At 56.0% G+C, this 20,877-nt stretch carries 18 protein-coding genes; 1 reads left to right on the top strand and 17 read right to left on the bottom strand.

All coding sequences use genetic code 11. The annotated features are described in order from the left end of the window. Positions 1 to 789: 789 nt before the first annotated feature. From HMPREF2712_RS04710 to rpsJ, 12 genes are all read right to left on the bottom strand, one after another. Positions 790 to 3,525 carry an LPXTG cell wall anchor domain-containing protein gene (locus HMPREF2712_RS04710; RefSeq protein ID WP_070819398.1) on the bottom strand — a complete coding sequence of 912 codons (2,736 nt, stop codon included), beginning with the start codon at positions 3,523 to 3,525 and terminating at the stop codon, positions 790 to 792. Positions 3,526 to 3,998: 473 nt separating this feature from the next. Further along, a complete protein-coding gene (rpsQ, locus tag HMPREF2712_RS04705; protein WP_005508401.1) occupies positions 3,999 to 4,271 on the bottom strand; it encodes a 30S ribosomal protein S17 in 273 nt (90 codons plus the stop codon). Beyond that, the gene (rpmC, locus tag HMPREF2712_RS04700; protein WP_005504969.1) at positions 4,268 to 4,507 is read right to left on the bottom strand and encodes a 50S ribosomal protein L29; all 240 of its coding nucleotides are present in this window, start codon (positions 4,505 to 4,507) and stop codon (positions 4,268 to 4,270) included. Before rpmC ends, rpsQ begins: the two co-directional genes overlap by 4 nt. A gap of 5 nt (positions 4,508 to 4,512) precedes the next feature. Beyond that, positions 4,513 to 4,932 carry a 50S ribosomal protein L16 gene (gene rplP, locus HMPREF2712_RS04695; protein WP_005504968.1) on the bottom strand — a complete coding sequence of 140 codons (420 nt, stop codon included), beginning with the start codon at positions 4,930 to 4,932 and terminating at the stop codon, positions 4,513 to 4,515. Further along, positions 4,933 to 5,730, bottom strand: coding sequence for a 30S ribosomal protein S3 (gene rpsC, locus HMPREF2712_RS04690; protein ID WP_005504966.1), 798 nt, complete (start codon positions 5,728 to 5,730; stop codon positions 4,933 to 4,935). Then, complete coding sequence (rplV, locus tag HMPREF2712_RS04685; RefSeq protein ID WP_005504964.1) at positions 5,731 to 6,096, bottom strand: 50S ribosomal protein L22; 366 nt, start codon at positions 6,094 to 6,096, stop codon at positions 5,731 to 5,733. A gap of 60 nt (positions 6,097 to 6,156) precedes the next feature. After that, on the bottom strand, positions 6,157 to 6,438 hold the full coding sequence (rpsS, locus tag HMPREF2712_RS04680) for a 30S ribosomal protein S19 (RefSeq protein WP_004005282.1): 282 nt from the start codon (positions 6,436 to 6,438) through the stop codon (positions 6,157 to 6,159). 12 nt (positions 6,439 to 6,450) lie between these two features. Continuing rightward, positions 6,451 to 7,287, bottom strand: coding sequence for a 50S ribosomal protein L2 (gene rplB, locus HMPREF2712_RS04675; RefSeq protein WP_005504961.1), 837 nt, complete (start codon positions 7,285 to 7,287; stop codon positions 6,451 to 6,453). A gap of 40 nt (positions 7,288 to 7,327) precedes the next feature. Beyond that, positions 7,328 to 7,630 (bottom strand): 50S ribosomal protein L23, encoded by a 303-nt coding sequence (gene rplW, locus HMPREF2712_RS04670; protein ID WP_070819397.1) that lies wholly within the window; start codon positions 7,628 to 7,630, stop codon positions 7,328 to 7,330. After that, on the bottom strand, positions 7,630 to 8,247 hold the full coding sequence (gene rplD / locus HMPREF2712_RS04665; protein WP_005504957.1) for a 50S ribosomal protein L4: 618 nt from the start codon (positions 8,245 to 8,247) through the stop codon (positions 7,630 to 7,632). The genes rplW and rplD overlap by 1 nt, the downstream gene beginning before the upstream one ends. Positions 8,248 to 8,253: 6 nt before the next feature. Then, positions 8,254 to 8,910, bottom strand: a complete 657-nt coding sequence (rplC, locus tag HMPREF2712_RS04660) for a 50S ribosomal protein L3 (protein ID WP_005504955.1) — start codon at positions 8,908 to 8,910, stop codon at positions 8,254 to 8,256. Positions 8,911 to 8,923: 13 nt separating this feature from the next. Beyond that, positions 8,924 to 9,232, bottom strand: coding sequence for a 30S ribosomal protein S10 (gene rpsJ, locus HMPREF2712_RS04655; RefSeq protein ID WP_004005287.1), 309 nt, complete (start codon positions 9,230 to 9,232; stop codon positions 8,924 to 8,926). Positions 9,233 to 9,997: 765 nt separating this feature from the next. Between rpsJ and HMPREF2712_RS04650 the strand changes: the two genes are divergently transcribed. Beyond that, on the top strand, positions 9,998 to 13,138 hold the full coding sequence (locus tag HMPREF2712_RS04650; RefSeq protein WP_246828672.1) for a Fe2+/Zn2+ uptake regulation protein: 3,141 nt from the start codon (positions 9,998 to 10,000) through the stop codon (positions 13,136 to 13,138). Between the two features lie 603 nt (positions 13,139 to 13,741). On the opposite strand, the gene tuf is transcribed toward HMPREF2712_RS04650, so the two are convergent. The 5 genes from tuf to HMPREF2712_RS04625 form a co-directional block, all read right to left on the bottom strand. Continuing rightward, a complete protein-coding gene (gene tuf, locus HMPREF2712_RS04645; RefSeq protein WP_005508397.1) occupies positions 13,742 to 14,932 on the bottom strand; it encodes an elongation factor Tu in 1,191 nt (396 codons plus the stop codon). A 200-nt stretch (positions 14,933 to 15,132) separates the two neighbouring features. Beyond that, positions 15,133 to 17,247 (bottom strand): elongation factor G, encoded by a 2,115-nt coding sequence (gene fusA / locus HMPREF2712_RS04640; RefSeq protein ID WP_005508395.1) that lies wholly within the window; start codon positions 17,245 to 17,247, stop codon positions 15,133 to 15,135. Positions 17,248 to 17,319: 72 nt separating this feature from the next. Further along, positions 17,320 to 17,790, bottom strand: coding sequence for a 30S ribosomal protein S7 (rpsG, locus tag HMPREF2712_RS04635; RefSeq protein ID WP_005504941.1), 471 nt, complete (start codon positions 17,788 to 17,790; stop codon positions 17,320 to 17,322). Continuing rightward, positions 17,790 to 18,164: a 30S ribosomal protein S12 gene (rpsL, locus tag HMPREF2712_RS04630; RefSeq protein ID WP_005504939.1), complete on the bottom strand. Its 375-nt coding sequence runs from the start codon at positions 18,162 to 18,164 to the stop codon at positions 17,790 to 17,792. The genes rpsG and rpsL overlap by 1 nt, the downstream gene beginning before the upstream one ends. Before the next feature lie 663 nt (positions 18,165 to 18,827). Beyond that, complete coding sequence (locus HMPREF2712_RS04625) at positions 18,828 to 20,858, bottom strand: neutral/alkaline non-lysosomal ceramidase N-terminal domain-containing protein (protein ID WP_070819692.1); 2,031 nt, start codon at positions 20,856 to 20,858, stop codon at positions 18,828 to 18,830. Positions 20,859 to 20,877: the final 19 nt, after the last annotated feature.

The raw sequence follows: 20,877 nt of genomic DNA, 5'->3' as shown, positions 1-20,877 counted from the left end.
GCGCCGTTCGTGGCCAAGATACCCCATATCGGCAATACTCATTGCTCTCCCCCGGGATCTGAGTGAGGTGGATTTACTCAACGAAAACTTTGCAGTCTGCATATAATCAGCACAAAAGACATCTATCTAGAGATATTGACAGATTATAGAGTTTATAAGCTTATCCTGAAGGCGTCTAGAGCCATGGATTTCGTAATATTTCGTCACTTTTGAGCCCCTCAAAGCAGCGTTCCGAAAAAATCTGCTTAAAAATTTAGAAATTAAGGGTTGTTTTTTCAAAAATCAAGTTTTTTGGTAATAAACACGCTTCAAGGTGCGAAAATCAGCGAGATGTACCATAATAGAAGAGACGCATGCGTCAAATAAGAGGTTCGGTCCTTATCGGACAGATTTCTTGGGTCCCTTTTTCCTCGCTAATCCGTTTGTCTAGGGACCGAACCTCGCTTTGACACTAAACCCGCACTTCGGTGCGGGTTTTCTTTGTATCTGAGGCGCTAGAACCCTACATTTCATTCTTTGGGGGCTGTTAAATCGTCAAATATGGGCGAGCAAGTGCAGAGAAGGCGCCCCCGCTGCTACTTCTGCCCCTGATCTAGGCCTTCCGCCTTTATAACAGGCATATGTGCAAACTGAAAGGGGCGGTACCCATCGCTTTGATGGGTACCGCCCCTTTCAATGTGTATCGGCAGTTTCAGAGAGTCAATCGGGTTCTTGAATATCTAGTAGATCCCGCTCTGCCTCTTTAGCTACTACCGAGCGGTGGTATCGTGGGCTGCCGTGGGGTACGGACTATGCCTTGCGGCGACGTGCTACCAGCACAGTTGCGCCAACAACCAGTGCAAGAACACCAATTCCGGCTGCAATGACGACGCCCGAAGCACCGGTGTTAGCCAGTGAAGACTTCGAGGAGTTCGAAGAGGTCGAGCCATTGCTGGAAGAGGTGACGTTCTGCGACGAAGATCCGGAGGTCTTCGGGGCGGTGTTGTCCTTCTTCTGGGTCTCGGAATTCATAGAGTCCACGGGAGCCTTGGACTGATCCTTAGCAGGCTGGTCCTTTGCCTGTTCCTTAGAATCTGCAGGTGCAGACGGAGCAGCAGAGGGGTTAGTTACAGGTGCGGTAGCCGGCTCGGAGGTCTTCGGTTCCGAAGCCTTCGGCGCAGGTGCCTTGTTTTCAACGCTGAAGGTGTACTCTACGGCAACGCCGCCGCGCACGTTATCGTTCTCGGTCAGGGAACCGGAGAGCAGGTAGATAGCAACGCTATCGCCGGTCTTCAGTTCTTCAGTCAGGTTAGAGTTTGCCACGGTGGGGCGGTCGATGGTTGCAGTGAAGTTACCGTTTTCGTCCGCCTTGATGTATGCCCAGATGCCTGCGCTATTGCCTTCAACGCCTTCGAGCTTGGGCTCTTCCTTCGCGGAAATAGCGCCCTTGTTCAGTTTGACGGCGATAACAGAGCCCTTACCGTCCAGAGTCTTGAAGCCTTCACCGCGGAAGGTCAGCTTCTGGCCGTCCCAGGTCTTGGGGAAGTAGACCTTAGCGCCGTCCTTGTACTCGTGCACAACCTCATTGGAATTTGCGCTTTCGGAGGGTGCCGGGGTGCTGGGTTCGGGCTTTGCGGACTCGCTCGGAGCCGGGGTGGTCGGCTCAGGCTTAGCAGACTCGCTCGGAGCAGGAGTGGGCGCATCACTATCAGGCAGGCTCAGCTTAGTACCGGCGGGGTAAGTGGTAGTCACGCCAGAGGGAGCAGCAGAGACCTGGGTAGTTTCTGCCGGTGCGCAGGTCGCAGCGGTGTCTGCCTTCTTCTCTGCAACAGTTGCGGAGAGCGCTTCACCGCCACGTGCGGTATCGCCTTCAACCATGGAGCCGGAGAGCAGGAAGACAGATACCTTATCGCCGCTCTTCAGGTTTTCCGTCAGGTTGGAGTTTTCAGTGGTCGGGTACGGCAGCTCAGCGGTGAAGTTACCATTCTCATCTGCCTGGATGTACGCCCAGACGCCGGCGCTGTTGCCCTCGGCACCGTTGAGCTTCGGCTCTTCCTTCGCGGAGATGCGGCCCTTGTTCAGCTTGACTGCGAGTACGGAGCCCTTTGAACCGTCCTGAGTCTTGAAACCTTCGCCACGCAGCTTCAGGGTTTCACCGGTGGTCCAGTCCTTCACGGCGTAGAGCTTAGCGCCGTCAGCGTAGGTCTTCACCAGTTCTTCAGAAGAAGTCTGTGCAGCAGGCTTCGCGGTGGTTTCAACGGTGGTGTTGATCTTCACCATGACACCGGGAGTAATCGGGGAATCCGCGTTGTCCTTACCCTTGGGCTCGGTGCTAGAGGTGCGGTATTCGCCGGTGGTCTTATCGATGGTGTAGTCGGTTTCGATAGCGGAAGCGCCTTCGATGCTGCGTGCTACAGCGTATACACTGCCGTCTGCAGTGACCAGAACATCATTTGCGCCGCTGGTTGCACCGGTAGACACCTGAGAAACAACGGTGCCGGTTCGTGCATCAACAACACCGACGTTGCCGGTGCCGTAATCGGTCACGTACAGCAGGTCACGGGCTTCGTCGGAGGCGAGGGCGAGGGCCTGGTTGCCGAAAGGAATGGTCTTCTTGTAGGCACCAGTTTCCAGGTCGTAGACAGTGATAGCGGAGTTAGCGCCCTTACGGTCACCCTGGGAGCTGACGTAGATTTCCTTCAGGGACTTGTCGATAGTGACGTCCGAGGGGTTCAGAGCAGCTTCAGCATTTTCCTTGTGCAGCTGAATGGTCTTCTCAACCTCGTAGCTCTTGGTGTCGATTACCTTCACGGTGCCGGCGCTCAAGGAGGGCACGTAGAGCTTGCCATCAGCGGAGTCCACGTGCATGTTCATTGCGATGTCAGATTCGCCCTTGGCGTCGGTGAATTCAATCTTCTTGACCAGGGCGTGCCGAGTGGTGTCGAAGACACTAATGCCGCCGGAGCCAGATACAAAGACCTTGCCGCTGGAGGGGTCGACGCGTACCTCGCGGGGGTGGTTGACGTCGCCTTCTGCGCTACTCCAAATAATCTTGTTGGTCGCGGGATCGAAGACAGATACCTTGTTGACGCGGGTCTGGGTCACCCATACGTATCCGGTTGCTTCATCGTAAGCGATACCGTAGGGAGATTCAATCTGCTTACCGGTCGGTGCGGTAGCGCCACGTGCAATAAAGTCCGTGGTCGGGAACTGGTAGACAGTAGCAAGGCTCGGGGTGGATGCAACGTTCCAGGTGCCGACGCCACCGGTCAGAATCGGCGGGCGGCCGGAGGAGAAGGAAGTGTAGAGGGAGGAGGTTGCTGCCGAGTATGCAAGCTGGTACTGGCCGGGCAGGCCCTGGTACTGGGTAGCACGCACTGCAATGTGGCGGCATTCCTCAGTGGAGCTCTGGGAGTTCCCGCCGGGAACGGATGCGGAGATGTTTGCCGCAAAGGTAGCGGGAACGGCTGCGAAAGAGCCTGCAACAACGGAAAGTGCGCCAGCAATGGCGAGCAGCTTACGTGAGGGCTTGGGTGAAGAAGTCATGATGATCCTCAATGATGTGTAGTGGTACTTCTCCAAAGGTCGTGCAACCTCCGGAAGGTGCAAAGCCACTCGACTGATTATTAGGCAAGGTTATGCTAAGCAACTATAAAGTTGATAATAAGTCCCTAATCAGGTTGTTTTCAAGTGCTGCTCATCGGATTCCGCAGTCCCCAGGCGCCTTACTCACGTATTACTTTTCATTTTTTCGCCCTAATTCCGCCTCCACATGCGCTTTCTTCTCTAGTAGCATCTACTCGTGGATTGCGCCATCAACGCGAGAGAAAAATATTGTTTTCTCGTATGACATATCAAGACATTTATGACAGATATTGTCTTAGCATCTGTTATTAGCCCATGTCATAGGGCGCCCGCCCTAGTTTTCCCTAACAAAGGTTAAAACATAAAGAACCCCTCTCCCACCGAAGTAGGAGAGGGGTTCTTTTACTGCTCTAGCAGAGAGTCATGAAAAGGGCTTACTTAGCCTTCTCGATGATCTCCACGATACGCCAGCGCTTGGAAGCGGACAGCGGACGGGTCTCTGCAATCAGAACGAGGTCACCGATGCCAGCAGCGTTCTGCTCATCGTGTGCCTTGATCTTGGAGCTACGGCGAACGACCTTGCCGTACAGTGCGTGCTTCACGTGGTCCTCGACCTCGACGACAACGGTCTTGTCCATCTTGTCGGAGACAACGTAGCCGCGGCGGGTCTTGCGGTAGCCGCGCTCTTCGTTCTTTACTTCACTCACTTGGACTCACCTTCAGTTGCGGGACGAATACCGAGCTCGCGCTCACGCAGCACGGTGTAGATACGTGCGATGTCGCGCTTGATAGTGCGGCGACGACCTGCGTTAGCCTGACCGGTGACTTCCTGGAAGCGGATGTTGAAGAGTTCCTTCTTCGCTTCGCTCAGCTTTGCAGCCAGCTCTTCGTTGGAGAGCTCTGCGAGCTTATCGATGCTCAGGTCCTTGGATCCTACTGCCATCTCGCTTATTCACCACCTTCGCGGCGACGCACAACACGTGCCTTCATCGGGAGCTTGTGGATTGCCAGGCGCATTGCCTCGCGAGCCACTTCTTCGGACACACCGGAGAGTTCAAACATGACTCGACCCGGCTTGACATTTGCGACCCACCACTCGGGCGAACCCTTACCGGAACCCATACGGGTTTCAGCGGGCTTCTTGGTCAGCGGACGGTCGGGATAAATGTTGATCCAGACCTTACCGCCACGCTTGATGTGACGGGTCATTGCGATACGTGCAGCCTCAATCTGGCGGTTGGTCACGTATGCGGGCGACAGGGCCTGAATGCCCCACTCACCGAAGCTAACCTCGGTGCCGCCCTTTGCGAGACCACTACGCTTGGGGTGGTGCTGCTTGCGGTACTTTACTCGACGGGGAATAAGCATTTATGCCTCACCGTTCTCTGCAGTCTTGGCCTCGACCTTTGCCGAAGCGTTCTCGTTGCGGCGCTCGCGACGAGGACCACGGTTGCCCTGGCGGCGGCGGTCACCATCGCGGCGGTTGCCACGGCGGTTGTTTGCTGCCTGCTGAGCTGCCAGCTCCTTGTCGGTCAGGTCGCCCTTGTAGATCCAGACCTTCACGCCGATGCGACCGAAGGTGGTCTTAGCCTCGAAGAAGCCGTAGTCGATGTTCGCACGCAGGGTGTGCAGGGGCACACGGCCTTCGCGGTAGAACTCGGAACGGGACATTTCAGCGCCACCCAGACGGCCGGAGCACTGGATACGGATACCCTTTGCGCCTGCACGCTGTGCGGACTGGATTGCCTTCTTCATTGCACGGCGGAATGCAACACGCGATGCGAGCTGCTCTGCGATGCTCTGTGCAACCAGCTGAGCGGAGAGGTCGGGGTTAGCAACCTCGAGGATGTTCAGCTGAATCTGCTTGTTGGTGAGCTTCTCGAGCTCGCCGCGGATGCGGTCTGCTTCTGCGCCACGGCGGCCAATCACGATACCGGGACGAGCGGTGTGGATGTCCACACGCACGCGGTCACGGGTACGCTCGATCTCGACCTTTGCAACGCCTGCGCGATCCAGGTTCTTTGCCAGCAGCTCGCGGATCTTTACGTCCTCGCGGACGAAGTCAGCGTAACGCTCGCCGGGCTTGTTGGAATCAGCGAACCACTTGGAGACGTGGTCAGTGGTGATGCCCAGTCGGAAACCGTTCGGGTGAATTTTCTGACCCATTTAGCGGTCCTCCTCCTTCTCCGGGGTAGCAACTACCACGGTGATGTGGCTGGTGCGCTTGTTGATTCGGTATGCGCGACCCTGAGCGCGGGGCTGAATGCGCTTCATGGTCGGGCCCTCGTTCACGAATGCTTCGCTGATGAACAGCTCTTCCTCGCGGAAGGGCAGACCCTGCTGGGTCGCCTTCTGACGAGCGTTAGCTACTGCCGAAGCAACGATCTTGTATACCGGTTCCGAAGCTGCCTGGGGGGCGAACTTCAGAATCGCCAGAGCCTCTTCCGCCTGCTTACCACGGATCAGGTTGACGACACGGCGGGCCTTCATAGGCGTAACGCGAACGAAACGCGCTGATGCCTTGGCTTCCATTGCCTATCTCTCTTTCGTCTATTGCCGAAAGGGAAACGTTAGCTTATCGGTGTGAACCGATTAGCGACGCTTGCCCTTACGGTCGTCCTTCACGTGGCTGCGGAAAGTGCGGGTCGGAGCAAACTCACCGAGCTTGTGACCAACCATCGACTCGGTGATGAACACCGGCACGTGCTTGCGACCGTCGTACACTGCGATGGTGTGACCGAGCATGTCGGGGATAATCATCGAGCGACGCGACCAAGTCTTGATTACGTTCTTGGTGCCCTTCTCGTTCTGAGCTGCAACCTTCAGGTAGAGGTGCTGATCAACGAAAGGGCCCTTCTTCAAACTACGAGGCATGTTTCAGGCTCCTTAGCGCTTCTTGCCAGTACGACGGCGACGAACGATGAGCTTGTCGCTTTCCTTGTTGGGACGGCGGGTACGACCCTCGGGCTTACCGTTGGGGTTAACCGGGTGACGACCACCGGAGGTCTTACCTTCACCACCACCGTGCGGGTGGTCAACCGGGTTCATGACCACACCACGGACGGTCGGGCGGATGCCCTTCCAGCGGTTACGGCCTGCCTTACCCCAGTTGATGTTGGACTGCTCAGCGTTGCCAACTTCACCAACGGTTGCGCGGCAGCGAACATCCACGTTGCGGATTTCGCCGGAGGGCAGACGGAGCTGACCGTACTTGCCTTCCTTAGCAACCAGCTGTACAGAAGCACCTGCGGAACGAGCCAGCTTTGCGCCGCCACCGGGGCGGAGCTCAACACAGTGAATCACGGTACCAACGGGGATGTTGCGCAGGGGCAGGTTGTTACCGGGCTTGATGTCAGCTGCGGGGCCGGACTCGACGATGTCGCCCTGAGCGAGCTTGTTCGGAGCGATGATGTAGCGCTTGGAACCATCGAAGTAGTGCAGCAGTGCGATGCGAGCGGTACGGTTGGGATCGTACTCGATGTGTGCAACGCGTGCGTTCACGCCGTCCTTGTCGTGACGACGGAAGTCGATCAGACGGTACTGGCGCTTGTGGCCGCCACCCTTGTGACGGGTGGTGATGCGACCGGTGTTGTTACGGCCGCCGGTCTTGTGAAGCGGACGAAGCAGGGACTTTTCCGGGGTGGAGCGGGTGATCTCGGAGAAATCAGCAACGCTCGAACCGCGGCGACCCGGGGTCGTCGGCTTGTACTTACGAATACCCATTTAGATATTTCTTCCTTCGTTAAAGTGGTCTCCGCGGGGCTTATGCCTGCGGACCGCCGAAGATGTCGATGGTGCCTTCCTTGAGGGTCACAATCGCACGCTTGGTGTTCTTGCGAGCGCCCCAACCGAAACGGGTGCGCTTGCGCTTGCCCTGACGGTTGATGGTGTTGACGGAAGCAACCTTGACGTCAAAGATCTTCTCGATGGCCTGCTTGATTTCCAGCTTGTTGGAATCGGTAGCGACCTCGAAGGTGTACTTACCTTCGTCGAGCTGACCGTAGCTCTTCTCGGAAACGACGGGAGCGATGATCACGCCGTATACAGACTTGGTGGAAACGCTCATTACTTAGCGCCCTCCTTCTTCTGAGCTGCAGCAACGAATGCGTCGAATGCTGCCTTGGTGAAGACCACGTCGTCAGAAACCAGCACATCGTAGGTGTTGAGCTGATCTGCGTACAGAACGTGAACGTTCTCCAGGTTACGTGCGGACAGAGCCACAACGTCCTCTGCACGAGCAATCACAAGAAGGATGTTCTTGCGCTCGGTGATAGCTGCGAATGCAGCCTTTGCAGCCTTGGTCGAGGGGGTTTCACCGGAGATGAAGTTCTCGACAACGTGGACGCGGTCGTGACGAGCGCGATCGGAGAGAGCACCGCGCAGTGCAGCGGCGATCATCTTCTTGGGGGTGCGCTGTGCGTAGTTACGCGGGGTCGGACCGTGAACAACGCCACCGCCGGTCATGTGCGGTGCACGGATGGAGCCCTGACGTGCGTTACCGGTACCCTTCTGCTTGAAGGGCTTACGGCCTGCACCGGAAACCTCGCCGCGGTTCTTGGTCTTGTGGGTGCCCTGGCGTGCAGCAGCGAGCTGTGCAACGACAACCTGGTGCAGCAGGGGCACGGATGCCTGCGCGTCGAAAATCTCTGCGGGCAGGTCTACCTTAAGGGTCTTAACAGCCATGATGTATTAGGCTCCCTTCACAGCGGTACGAACCAGAACAACGCCGCCCTTGGGACCGGGGATTGCGCCCTTGATCAGCAGGACATTGTTCTCTGCGTCCACACCCTGGATAGTCAGGTTCAAGGTAGTGTGACGTGCTGCGCCCATACGGCCAGCCATGCGCATACCCTTGAACACGCGTGCGGGGTAGGATGCGCCACCGATGGAACCGGGCTTACGGTGGTTCTTGTGCTGACCGTGAGACGCGCCAACACCCTTGAAGCCGTGACGCTTCATAACACCTGCGAAGCCCTTACCCTTGGTCTTACCAACGACGTCGACCTTCTGGCCTGCTTCGAAGAGCTCAACGGTCAGTTCCTGACCGAGGGAATACTCAGAAGCATCTGCGGTACGCAGCTCGACGATGTGGCGACGGGGGGTAACACCGGCCTTCTCGAAGTGACCAGCCAGGGGCTTGGTAACCTTGCGAGAGTCGATTGCACCGAAACCGATCTGAACAGCTTCGTAGCCGTCAGTTTCCTGGTTACGGATCTGGGTAACAACGTTAGAATCAGCCTTGACGACGGTGACAGGCACGAACTTGCCGTCCTCGTCCCAGACCTGGGTCATGCCGAGCTTGGTGCCCAGCAGGCCCTTCACCTGGCGCTCGAATTTGTTAGTCATTAGATGCGATCCTCTACAGCTTGATCTCGATGTTTACGTCTGCCGGCAGGTCGAGACGCATGAGGGCATCAACAGCCTTGGGGGTCGGATCAACAACGTCGATCAGACGCTTGTGCGTACGCATCTCGAAGTGCTCGCGGCTGTCCTTGTACTTGTGGGGAGAACGGATAACACAGTAAACGTTCTTCTCGGTCGGCAGCGGCACGGGGCCAACTACAGTTGCGCCTGCGCCCTTTACCGTTTCGACGATTTTCCGTGCCGAAGAATCGATGACCTCGTGGTCATAGGACTTCAGACGGATGCGGATTTTCTGTCCCGCCATCTGTCGGACTCTCTTTCTTGATGTATTCCCTGTATCGGAGCTTTTGCCCCTTTGTTATAGCGCTTAAGGAACGCGATATATTCATCACGTGCGCCACTCAGAACGGACTGAATCCGGCTTTGCCGGGTTCCTCACCCCGCCTGAGTACCGACCCCCGAACTCGGGCGTGTCGCCTATTTTCTAGACAGACTCATCCCGTCATCCTTCGGACCGGGTCATACGTGGGCCTACCTTTAGTGCAGGTAGACGCTTTGACAACGTCGTCAATTCTCTCAGAGATAGAGCGCTTACGCAATACAAACACGAGTTAAGTGCTTAAGAACACTTAACTGTCTCTGTCAATTTGAGGCACTTCTCTGAATGCAACTCTCAGGGAGCTTTCAATCTACTTTCAGTAAGTTCCATGCGCTTTATTGCTCGTAATAAAGCTTTTAGGTCTAAAGACTCTCGTATCGTAGAAGTATCACTACAGCCTAAGGAGAAACCATGTCTCAGCCGACACAACCTCATCAGGCATCCTCTAGCTCTCACTCTTCATCTCAGAGCCCTCAGCATGTCCAGCCGCAAGGTCTCGGCCTGTATGTTCCCCCGTCCCTGTCGGGTCCGTATCCTCAGCCTCCTGCGCAGCGACGCCGGGTCAATGAGGATATCTTCCTCAATATTGTTCTGTATATCGGTTCGCTCCTGCTCATCGGTGCTGCGGGGCTTTTTGTCACCTCTGTGACGTCTTCTCAGGATGAAACGGCTATCTTCCGTGTCCTTGCAATGGCGCTTGGAGCAGTCGTCTTCTACGGAGCCGGTCTGCTCACCTACCGTTTCGTGGAGCGCCTACGTATCGCTTCCTACTCTTTTGCAGCAACCGGTCTTGCGTTTATTCCTCTGACTGGCGTTGCTATCTATGTCCTCAAGATTTGGACTGAAGGACGCTACATCTGGCTCCTCACGTCTCTGGTTGGCACTGCAGCCATTGTTGGAGCCTGCGCCCTCATGCGTAACCGTGTGATGGCGTACCTGCTGATTTCGTTCATCGTTTCGGACTCATTGGCGGCTACGAAGGTAGCGGCTCTGCCTTTCGTTTGGTATTTTGTTTCACTGACTGCAGTTGCCACTGTTCTGGGTTTGATTCTGCACTTTGCCCCGAATGCTGCCCCGAAGGGCATCCGCGAAGGTCTTGTTGATTCTTCCCGTATTTTTGTCCCGGCTACTGCCATCGCCATTTTCTTCTTCACCAGCAACCTGAGCTACACGGACGCGGGTATTGCGTTTGCAGTTATGTCTGTGCACGCCATTCTGTTCACCTGGCTGAACGGTACGGCGGATTACTACGCCCAGGCACGCATCTACCCTATTGCGTCCATTCTCTCCTTCATCATGGACTCGGATCACGGCCCGTGGTTCCCCAGCATCTTCTTCGTCTCTGTTCTGGTTGTTAACCTGATTTCTGCCTACGTATTTATTCCTCGTCTACAGAAGACTATTGCTGGTTCCGCTCCTGCTGCCGATGAACAGCTCAAGCAGCTACAAAGCACCCCGTCTATCCCATGGGCGAAGGAATCTCTTCACCAACCCGCTCGCAAGATAGAGTGGTTGCCTGCCATCGATGCATGCGTCGGCGTATTCTTCTCCTTCTTTGCTCTCCTTGATGCCTTCTTCACTGCTCATGCTGCCGATAGCCCTGTATACGCGACGCGCTGGAGTGCTTTCCTTCCTTATGCAGAAGGTAATCAAGGTATCTTCCCTGCCCCCTGGGTTATTGGTGTCCTCTGCATTGTGAGTTTCTTGCTGTACCGCAAGGCAATCCAGCCTCTGCTACTCATGAGTTTTGTAGCGCTCATTCCAGTTGTTGGCATGTACGCGTCCCCCGGCAATCAGGGTACTTTCTACCTCTTCTTTACCGCGGCAGTAGTCATCTATCTGGTCAGTGCTAAGGCCCCCGAGGCACGTGCCGCAGGAGCGGTACTGAGCAACATCGGTTATGCCATTGGTATGATTCAGCTCTTCCTCGCTCTCATTCCTGAGATGCAGACTTCTGAGTCGCTTTTGATGTTTGCGCTGGTCTGCGCCGCTATTGCGCTACTGACTTTTGGCCTCTCCCAGGGCGTTGCAGCGCAGAACGCAAGCTACCGTCTTGTAGAGATGTCGGTTTACCTCTTCTTGGGCGTTTTTGCTCTCTTCGTTGGGTACGTGGCTAACCATGCTGATGGCGGAGCACACGGCCGATTCTGGATTGGTTTCCCTCTCTTCTCGGGTGCCGTCCTCTTCTTGAGCGTGCTGGGCGCTCTTATTCTGGCTCGCGCGTTGCGACTTTCGGACGTTGGATCCTTCCGCTCAACGCTTGTCATGTTTGTCCGTATCGCGTTCTACGCGACTCTGCTTATCGCGACGATCGGCTCACGACACTACCTGCTGTACGACTTGCAGAAGGAGTACATCGCTGTAGCGCTACCGGCACTCCTGACCGTCGTCTACGGTGCACTCGGTTTCTTTATGCCGGCTGGCTCTTCGATTCGTTCAGAGCTACTCACCGTTGCACGGTTCCCCATCTGCTGGTCGGTCATTCTGCTCGCTATCAGCGGCAATATGCAGGAATCGCTCGTAGACTTCCTCGTACTTGCACTGTTGGCGGTTCAGGCACTGTGTAGCGTGCTACTCTACGCGTACTCCAAGCGAAGCTACGAAGCATACGCGGCAGCAATTTTCTTCACTCTTGGTTCTATCCTGAGCGCAGGCCGTTTCATTGGTGATTTTGATAATCTGCTGTTCGCAGTAGCAACCCCGATGATCTTCATCGCCGTATGGGTACTTGCACTCATCTTCAGGATCCCCCGCATGCAGATTGGTGCCTCCATCAGTATCACGACTTTCTGCATTGGTTCTCTATGGAATCTCTTCAACACGAGGGAAAGCACAATGGTGATGACTCTTCTGGGCTACTACGCTCTGATTGCCGTCGTTATCCTGTTCGTTCTGAAGGTCACGCTCCCGGTTGAGGTCTTCGGTGTGAACGCAAACGTTCGTCCTCGCATCGCTGTCCCGGTCGGTAATACGATGGTTGACTTGCCGATGCACGGCCCGTTAGGTGCCCCCTACGTGCGTTTCATGTCTCGCCGCCCCCTGAGCCAGGGCATCTATGCACCGGTCAATACGCTGCTGATGATTCCCGCTCTGGCGGTGCTGGGATTCTACACCTTCGTTGGGTTGGTTTTTGAGCCCAAGCAGGTAGAACTCAACGCACTTCTCTGGGGCCTAGGCGCTCTGTCTTTCGTGTCTGTCACCAAGGCGAAGAACCTGCCGATCGTCTGCACCACGGCGTTCAGCCTCTTCATCGCCCGTCTGGTCATTGATTACTCGAAGTCCAATCCCCTGAGCGTCATTCTTGAGGTTGCTCTCCTGATTCTGCTGGCTGTTGTAGCTGCCAAGGTTCTCAAGAACTTCATCGCAAAGAGGCCTGTAGACGAGCAGGTATCGGATTCTCCTCTGTACTGGGCTTTGGGTCTGCAGGTATTTCTCACCCTGGTAACGTGGGCAGTTCCCGCTGATGGTCCGGATATTGTGGTGCTGGTACTCGGCATCGCTCTGACTCTCCTGAGCGCTTTGCTGCTCGACCGAGTCTGGACCTATATTGCAACCGCCTTGGTCACCCTCGATCTGGCAATTTTGCTCAACGGTCTGAACCCGCTGACCCTGCTGATTATCTCTATCTTGCTTATTGCCGGCGTTATCTGGCGTCTGCTGGTGCGACAGAACAAGCAGGATGCAGTAGCTCCGCACCAGGATTCTGAGCAGCTTGGGGATTTCACACAGCCTCAGAATCAGCAGGGCATGTACCCCCAGGGTAATGTCCAGATGCAGCTGCCTCCGGTTCCTCAGCAGGGATACCAGCCTCGTGACGGGGAGAATATCTAACCTGTTGCAGGTATAGGTTCTTTTCCTGCGGCATTCTGTAGTAGGATTACCTATGTCCCTTACGAGGGGCAGTCATTCGAATCGCGGTTCCCAGCCTTCGGGCTGGGAACCGTTTTTCTTTGTCCGCAGATCTTATATTCCTATCTGCAGGGTCTTTAGACGCTCCCCCGCCGCAAGCCGGTCCACATGACCAGGTTCTTTCTGAGGTCTGCAAATCTCTAAACGGATCAGGCAGTCATTCACCTGCCCGTGCTCTTTCCATATCCGGGAGTTCAGGATTTACAGCTAGAAGGTACGGACTTGCCATGCCGCCGCAGGGGGATTTCTATCGTTACGGATGCAACGTGAACTTCCGCTATTACTACGCATGTTTCCCCACTCAGAAGTCTTGAGCGGCTGCTAAAGGGGACCGAGAATGCCCAGAGCTGTACTTTGGCGGCCCTGCTGATAATGCCGCTTTCTCTGCTTCGGCGGAGTCCTCAACAGGCCAATATGGGCATAACAAAAGGACCCCCGCATCTGCGGGGGTCCTTGAGTATCGCTACCTGATGGAGAGTTTTCTCTCCGGCAGATCTTTAGCGAATTGTCGTAAATTTACGGCAATTACTTGATGATCTTGGTAACGCGACCCGAACCAACGGTGCGGCCACCCTCACGGATAGCGAAGCCGAGACCCTCTTCCATTGCGATGGGCTGGATCAGGGTAACGGTCATCTCGGTGTTGTCACCGGGCATAACCATCTCGGTGCCCTCGGGGAGGGTGATAACGCCGGTCACGTCAGTGGTACGGAAGTAGAACTGAGGACGGTAGTTGGAGTAGAAGGGGTTGTGACGGCCACCCTCATCCTTGGAGAGGATGTAGACGTTTGCCTCGAACTCGGTGTGGGGGGTGATGGAGCCCGGCTCCACGACAACCTGACCACGCTCAACATCGTCACGCTTCAGACCACGCAGCAGCAGACCACAGTTCTCGCCTGCCCATGCTTCGTCGAGCTGCTTGTGGAACATCTCGATACCGGTAACGGTGGTCTTCTGGATCGGGCGGATACCGACGATCTCGACCTCGGAGTTGATCTTCAGGGTACCGCGCTCTGCACGACCGGTAACAACGGTGCCACGACCGGTGATGGTGAAGACGTCCTCGATGGGCATGAGGAAGGGCTTGTCCTTCTCACGCACGGGGTCCGGAATGTAGGTGTCGACTGCGTCCATGAGCTCCTCGACCTTAGCAACCCACTCGGGATCGCCTTCGAGAGCCTTCAGCGCGGAAACGCGAACAACCGGAGCGTTGTCGCCGTCGAACTCCTGCGAGGAGAGGAGGTCACGGACCTCCATCTCGACGAGGTCGAGGAGCTCTTCGTCGTCAACCATGTCTGCCTTGTTCAGTGCAACCAGCAGGGTGGGGACGCCAACCTGGCGAGCGAGCAGAACGTGCTCGCGGGTCTGTGCCATGGGGCCGTCGGTAGCTGCAACCACGAGGATTGCGCCGTCCATCTGAGCCGCACCGGTAATCATGTTCTTGACGTAGTCAGCGTGGCCGGGAGCGTCAACGTGTGCGTAGTGGCGCTTCTCGGTCTGGTACTCGATGTGAGCAATGTTAATGGTAATACCGCGCTGGCGCTCCTCGGGAGCGGAGTCGATCATACCGAAGTCGCGCTTCTCGTTCAGGTCCGGGTACTTGTCAGCCAGAACCTTGGAGATTGCTGCGGTCAGGGTGGTCTTACCGTGGTCAACGTGACCAATGGTACCGACGTTAACGTGAGGCTTGGAGCGCTCGAACTTAGCCTTAGCCAAGAGTGTTCCTCCTAGAACGATTGAAAACATGCACGCGGATCTTCGCTCCGGCGCATCCCGTTATAAAACGGTCTAGCGTCTACAATAGCGGATTACGCCGCAGAGATGAAACTGTTCATGCTCTCAATAATGGATTTAATTGAAAATTTTGACGTGGGCCACAGGTTTTTAGCCCGTGGCCCACGGGTGAGACGCGAAAATTACTCGCCGCGGCTCTTCTGGATGATCTCGTCAGCGACGTTCTTGGGAACCTCGCCGTAGCTATCGAATGCCATCGAGAACACTGCACGACCCTGGGTCTTGCCACGCAGGTCGCCAATGTAACCGAACATTTCGGTCAGGGGCACGATAGCCTTGATGATCTTAACGCCGGATGCGTCCTCCATGGAACGAACCTGGCCACGGCGGGAGTTCAGGTCGCCGATAACGTCGCCCATGTACTCCTCGGGGGTACGAACCTCAACGTCCATCAGCGGCTCGAGCAGGACCGGGTTAGCGCGCTTAGCGCCTTCCTTGAAGACCATCGAACCAGCGATCTTGAACGCCATTTCGGAGGAGTCGACGTCGTGGTAAGCACCGTCGATCAGGGTTGCCTTCACGCCCACCATCGGGTAGCCAGCGAGGACACCGAACTTCATAGCGTCCTGGATACCAGCGTCGACCGAGGGAATGTACTCGCGAGGAACGCGGCCACCGGTGACCTTGTCCTCGAACAGGTACAGCTCTTCGCCATCCAGGGGCAGGGGCTCGAAGGAGACCTGCACCTTTGCGAACTGACCGGAACCACCGGTCTGCTTCTTGTGGGTGTAGTCGACCTTCTCGACTGCCTTCTTGATGGTCTCGCGGTAAGCAACCTGAGGCTTACCAACGTTAGCCTCAACCTTGAACTCGCGCTTCATACGGTCAACGATGATGTCCAGGTGCAGCTCACCCATACCACCAATTTCGGTCTGACCGGTTTCTTCGTTCAGCGAAACGGTGAAGGTGGGGTCCTCAGCGGAAAGCTTCTGGATAGCGGTGGACATCTTCTCCTGGTCACCCTTGGTCTTGGGCTCGATAGCCACGAAGATCACAGGGTCGGGGAAGGTCATCGACTCGAGAACGATCGGGTGTGCGGGGTCGCACAGGGTGTCACCGGTGGTGGTGTCCTTCAGACCAATCGCAGCGTAAATGTGACCTGCGGTAATCTCCTCAACCGGGTTCTCCTTGTTGGAGTGCATCTGGAAGAGCTTACCGATGCGCTCCTTCTTACCCTTGGTGGAGTTCAGAACCTGCTGGCCCTGAGCTGCAACACCGGAGTAAACACGGGTGTAGGTCAGCTGACCGTAGAACGGGTGAGCTGCAACCTTGAACGCCAGTGCTGCGAAGGGCTCGTCTGCGGATGCCTTACGGGTCAGCTTCTCTTCCTCGTTGGAGGGGTTGGAACCGACAACGTCCGGAACGTCCAGCGGGGAGGGCAGGTACTCAATCACAGCGTCCAGCATGGGCTGAACACCGCGGTTCTTGAATGCAGAACCGCAGAGAACGGGGAATGCCTCGCCGGAGATAACAAGCTGACGGATACCCGACTTAATCTCGGGGATAGTCAGTTCGCCCTCTTCGAGGTACTTCTCCATGAGCTCTTCGCTGGACTCAGCAACAGCCTCAACCAGCTCAGCGCGGTACTGCTCAGCCTTCTCAACCAGGTCAGCAGGAATGTCCTGAACCTCGTAAGAAGCACCCATGCTCACGTCACCCTTGGCGTCGCCGGGCCAGACGTATGCCTTCATTTCGAGCAGGTCAACAACACCGAGGAAGTCGCTCTCAGCGCCGATGGGGAGCTGAACAACCAGCGGACGTGCGCCCAGGCGGTCGATGATGGTCTGAACGGTGAAGTAGAAGTCAGCACCCATCTTGTCCATCTTGTTGACGAAGCAGATACGGGGGACATCGTACTTGTCAGCCTGGCGCCAAACGGTCTCAGACTGGGGCTCAACACCTTCCTTGCCGTCGAACACAGCAACTGCGCCGTCGAGGACGCGCAGGGAGCGCTCAACCTCAACGGTGAAGTCGACGTGACCGGGGGTGTCGATAATGTTGATCTGGTTGTCCTTCCAGAAGCAGGTGGTTGCTGCGGAGGTAATGGTAATACCTCGCTCCTGCTCCTGAGCCATCCAGTCCATGGTGGAAGCGCCGTCGTGAGTCTCACCAATCTTGTGGTTAATACCGGTGTAGAACAGAATGCGCTCAGTGGTGGTGGTCTTACCGGCGTCGATGTGCGCCATAATACCGATGTTGCGGACCTTGTTAAGGTCGGTGAACACGTCAAGTGCCACGTTATTCTCCCTAAATGAGATACTCCGAAAGCCTGCCGACTCGAATCGACTCGGCAGGCTCTAAACGGAGAATTACCAGCGGTAGTGTGCGAAGGCCTTGTTGGACTCGGCCATCTTGTGAGTGTCCTCGCGACGCTTCACAGCGGCACCGAGACCATTGGATGCATCCAGGATCTCGTTCATCAGACGCTCAGTCATGGTCTTCTCGCGGCGCTGCTTGGAGAAGCCAACGAGCCAGCGGAGAGCCAGAGCGGTGGAACGGCCGGGGCGAACCTCAACCGGAACCTGGTAGGTTGCACCGCCAACGCGGCGGGAGCGAACCTCGAGAGAAGGCTTGATGTTGTCCATAGCCTTCTTCAGGGTTGCGACCGGGTCAGAACCGGTCTTCTTCTCGACGCCCTCGAGGGCACCGTAGACGATGCGCTCTGCGACGGACTTCTTGCCGTCCAGCAGAACCTTGTTGATCAGCTGGGTGACCAGAGCGGAACCGTAAACAGGATCGTTTACGAGGGGACGCTTGGGAGCGGGACCCTTACGAGGCATTACTTCTTCTCCTTCTTAGCGCCGTAGCGGGAGCGAGCCTGGCCGCGACCCTTAACACCCTGGGTATCCAGAGCGCCACGAACGATCTTGTAGCGAACACCGGGGAGGTCCTTCACACGACCACCGCGAACGAGCACGATCGAGTGCTCCTGCAGGTTGTGACCCTCACCGGGGATGTATGCGGTAACCTCGACGCCGCCGTTGAGCTTGACACGAGCGACCTTACGCAGTGCCGAGTTCGGCTTCTTCGGGGTGGTGGTGTACACACGGGTGCACACGCCACGCTTCATGGGGTTGCCCTTCAGTGCGGGCGCCTTGGTCTTAACGACCTTGGGAGTCCGGCCCTTACGGACCAGCTGCTGAATAGTAGGCACGTTTTCTCCGTTGCTTGATCAGGTTTCTCGTTAGAGAAGCCCGTATAAACTTACTGGCCCCCATCACGTTGGATGGGTGCTCTCGGTTATCAGAAACGCTCGGATGCATATCCGGTTGGTTTCTATAGGTTCCTCGACATCTCGGCGAGTTCTCAGGGCTAAAATTCCCCACCATCAGAGGTGAAAAAGTTTTTGGGCACGCTTAAAAATGGCATTTAGGCGTCAGCAAAAAGCAACGCCAAAGGACGGTATCCATACTGCCATTGATTCATCATGCCCGTGCCCTCGGGAAATATCCCGCGTAAACCCACCGGGGGTGGATCCTTGTGCACCGAGCTCAAGTACTTCGGATAAGACTATACAGGTTAAATCCCGCTTAATCTAGCGCCCAAGCTGGGATTCTTTGCTTTTAATGCCTCCCCCAGGGGCAAAACCCAATGATTTGCCTCACTTAAATTACATCTTTGGGATTTACCTCTCCCCCGCCACCACCTCTGCCCGCTCTGTTTCTTTTGCCCCCTTGCCGCAATTTAAAGCAGAAGGCCGCCAAGAACCTCTCAATGATTCTTGGCGCCCCCAACAGATGCGGGAGGCGAGCGCATATCTACACCCGCCTCCCGCAAGAGAGTATTCAGTTATAGGTCCGCCACAGCAGCTACTGGACTACGCTACCTGGAAGACTCGAGTCTGCCCCTCAAACGGGGTAATAGTCTTTGAGTTCTTCTTGGCATTACCGTAGTAACGGATGCGGTACTGACCCTTAGGGGTATTTGCCGGAACACTCCAACGCACCGTCACCTGAGAAGCAGAAATGCCGATACGCTTCCACTCAAAGAAAGTGTCCGGGTTGTTATCCGCAGTATAGTACTTCCAGGTATTACCCACACGACGCTCAATTACAAAGTAGCTACCGTCGTGATGCATGTTGTTGTTCGGGTGCGCACCCACGAAACGAGCAGAGACTTCCTGGCGGCCAGCAATCGCATCCTGAGGTTGCTGGGTCACCTGACCGTAACGAGTGCCGAACATCGGGGTATCGTAGACAACCTTACCCTGCAGGCTGGCTACCGGGCGACGGTCATTCGGACGGTCGCCAATACCCAGCGGAGTGCCGTTCTTCAGCGAAGTTCCAACAACATTAATGGTCTGGCGGAACGCACTGGAGGTGTAACGACCAAAGAGGGTCGCGCCACCTTCATACTGCTGAGAGTCATACTCCTCAGGAGTCGTCACGTAGTGGTCGTAGGCGTTGGTGTAGCCCTGCAGAATAATGTGCGATTCGGGAACGCCGAAAAGCTTGGCAGCATCCTGGCGATATTGCACACCCACCGCGCCGGTGAACTCACCGGGCATACCCAGCAGGTAGTAGTCACCGAAGCGCATAATCTGCACCGGATACTTTTCCTGAATGATCGTTCCATTTTTTGCAGAGAAGAGAATGCCCTTCGGCTGCTGGCAACGCGTCTGGGCAGCACTCGGAGTGAATACCAGAGTACCCAGAATAGAGGGGCGACCGGAGCCTTCCTTATAGACAGCCCAGCCACCGCCACCATCCTCGGTGGACCCCGCACCGAACGGAGTACCCAGGAAGCCCTGACAAGTTCGCTCATTATGGCCACTGCCGGTGTACTTGGCATCCACATTCATACCCGAGAAGTTGAAGTACGAAATACGCGAATCCAAGCCCTTACCCACCGGAGTACCCGAGCTCTTCAACTGAGAACGCACAGCGTTAGCCTGCTTCTCACCCTGAATCTTCATGTTCTTGAATTGGTCATTGGTCGGACCCTGGCCAGGCTTCAACCAAGTATTCGGAGAAACATCACCAGCATTAGCATTCGCAAATGCAGCTACGAAGCCATCACCACTGCCAGGAACATTGCGGTCAACACCGTGGTCCTGGTTCTCCAGCAGGTACTCCGCGTAACCCTTGTTGTCGCTCGAAATCAAGGTGTTCTTCGAGGTCAAAGACGTCGGGTGAATTGCGAACCAGTTCAACACCGCACGAGTCTTACCGTTACGCTCCAGACGCAGAGTCATATTGGTCGGATCGGTACCGCCGGGCAGCTTAGAGCGAATCTCAGGAGAGTCCAGGTTGAACGCCTCGCGAGAACGGTTAACACCGACACCAGTCAGCTTTGAAGAAGAAATCGTCAGGTTACCGGGTGAAAGGTCCTTCGTCGCCTGGCGAATCGCCTTCAGTGACCCATCTACCTGTGCATTAAACGTGTCCTGATGGAAGCCCAGAGTCGTAATGTTGTACAGGCTCTGGTGCGTGATACCGCCAGGAGTTGCGTGAGTGTGGGTTGCAGTAATCATAATGTTCGATTCATCGTACGCAGAACCAAACTCAGCGCGGATACGCTTCACCAGCTCATCACGCAAAGACTGCCAACTGGTCAACGTATCGAGTACAACAATGAGGTTGCGCTTACCCGAAGCTCGATCCACAGCAATGAAAGCGCGTGCGTACTGGCGAGTATGCACACCGCTACCCTTCTGAGAGGTCTCACCGTAACCCATGAAGCCGACCTCACCGGGCTCACCGGTAATATCCGCCGCACCTGCACCAACCAGGTAGGGGGTAGCACTGGAGCTCTGAGAGGCAGGAGCTGCCGTCGCAATCTGGCCAGCGGGAAGAATTGCGGATGCCGCAATGAGGCATGCAGCACCAATGCGAGTTAGAGAATGCATGGGTGCTTTAAAGCGCGAA

Source organism: Rothia sp. HMSC064F07 (genome assembly GCF_001837265.1).
Lineage (GTDB): Bacteria > Actinomycetota > Actinomycetes > Actinomycetales > Micrococcaceae > Rothia > Rothia mucilaginosa.
This window is presented reverse-complemented; position numbering and strand designations above follow the sequence as displayed.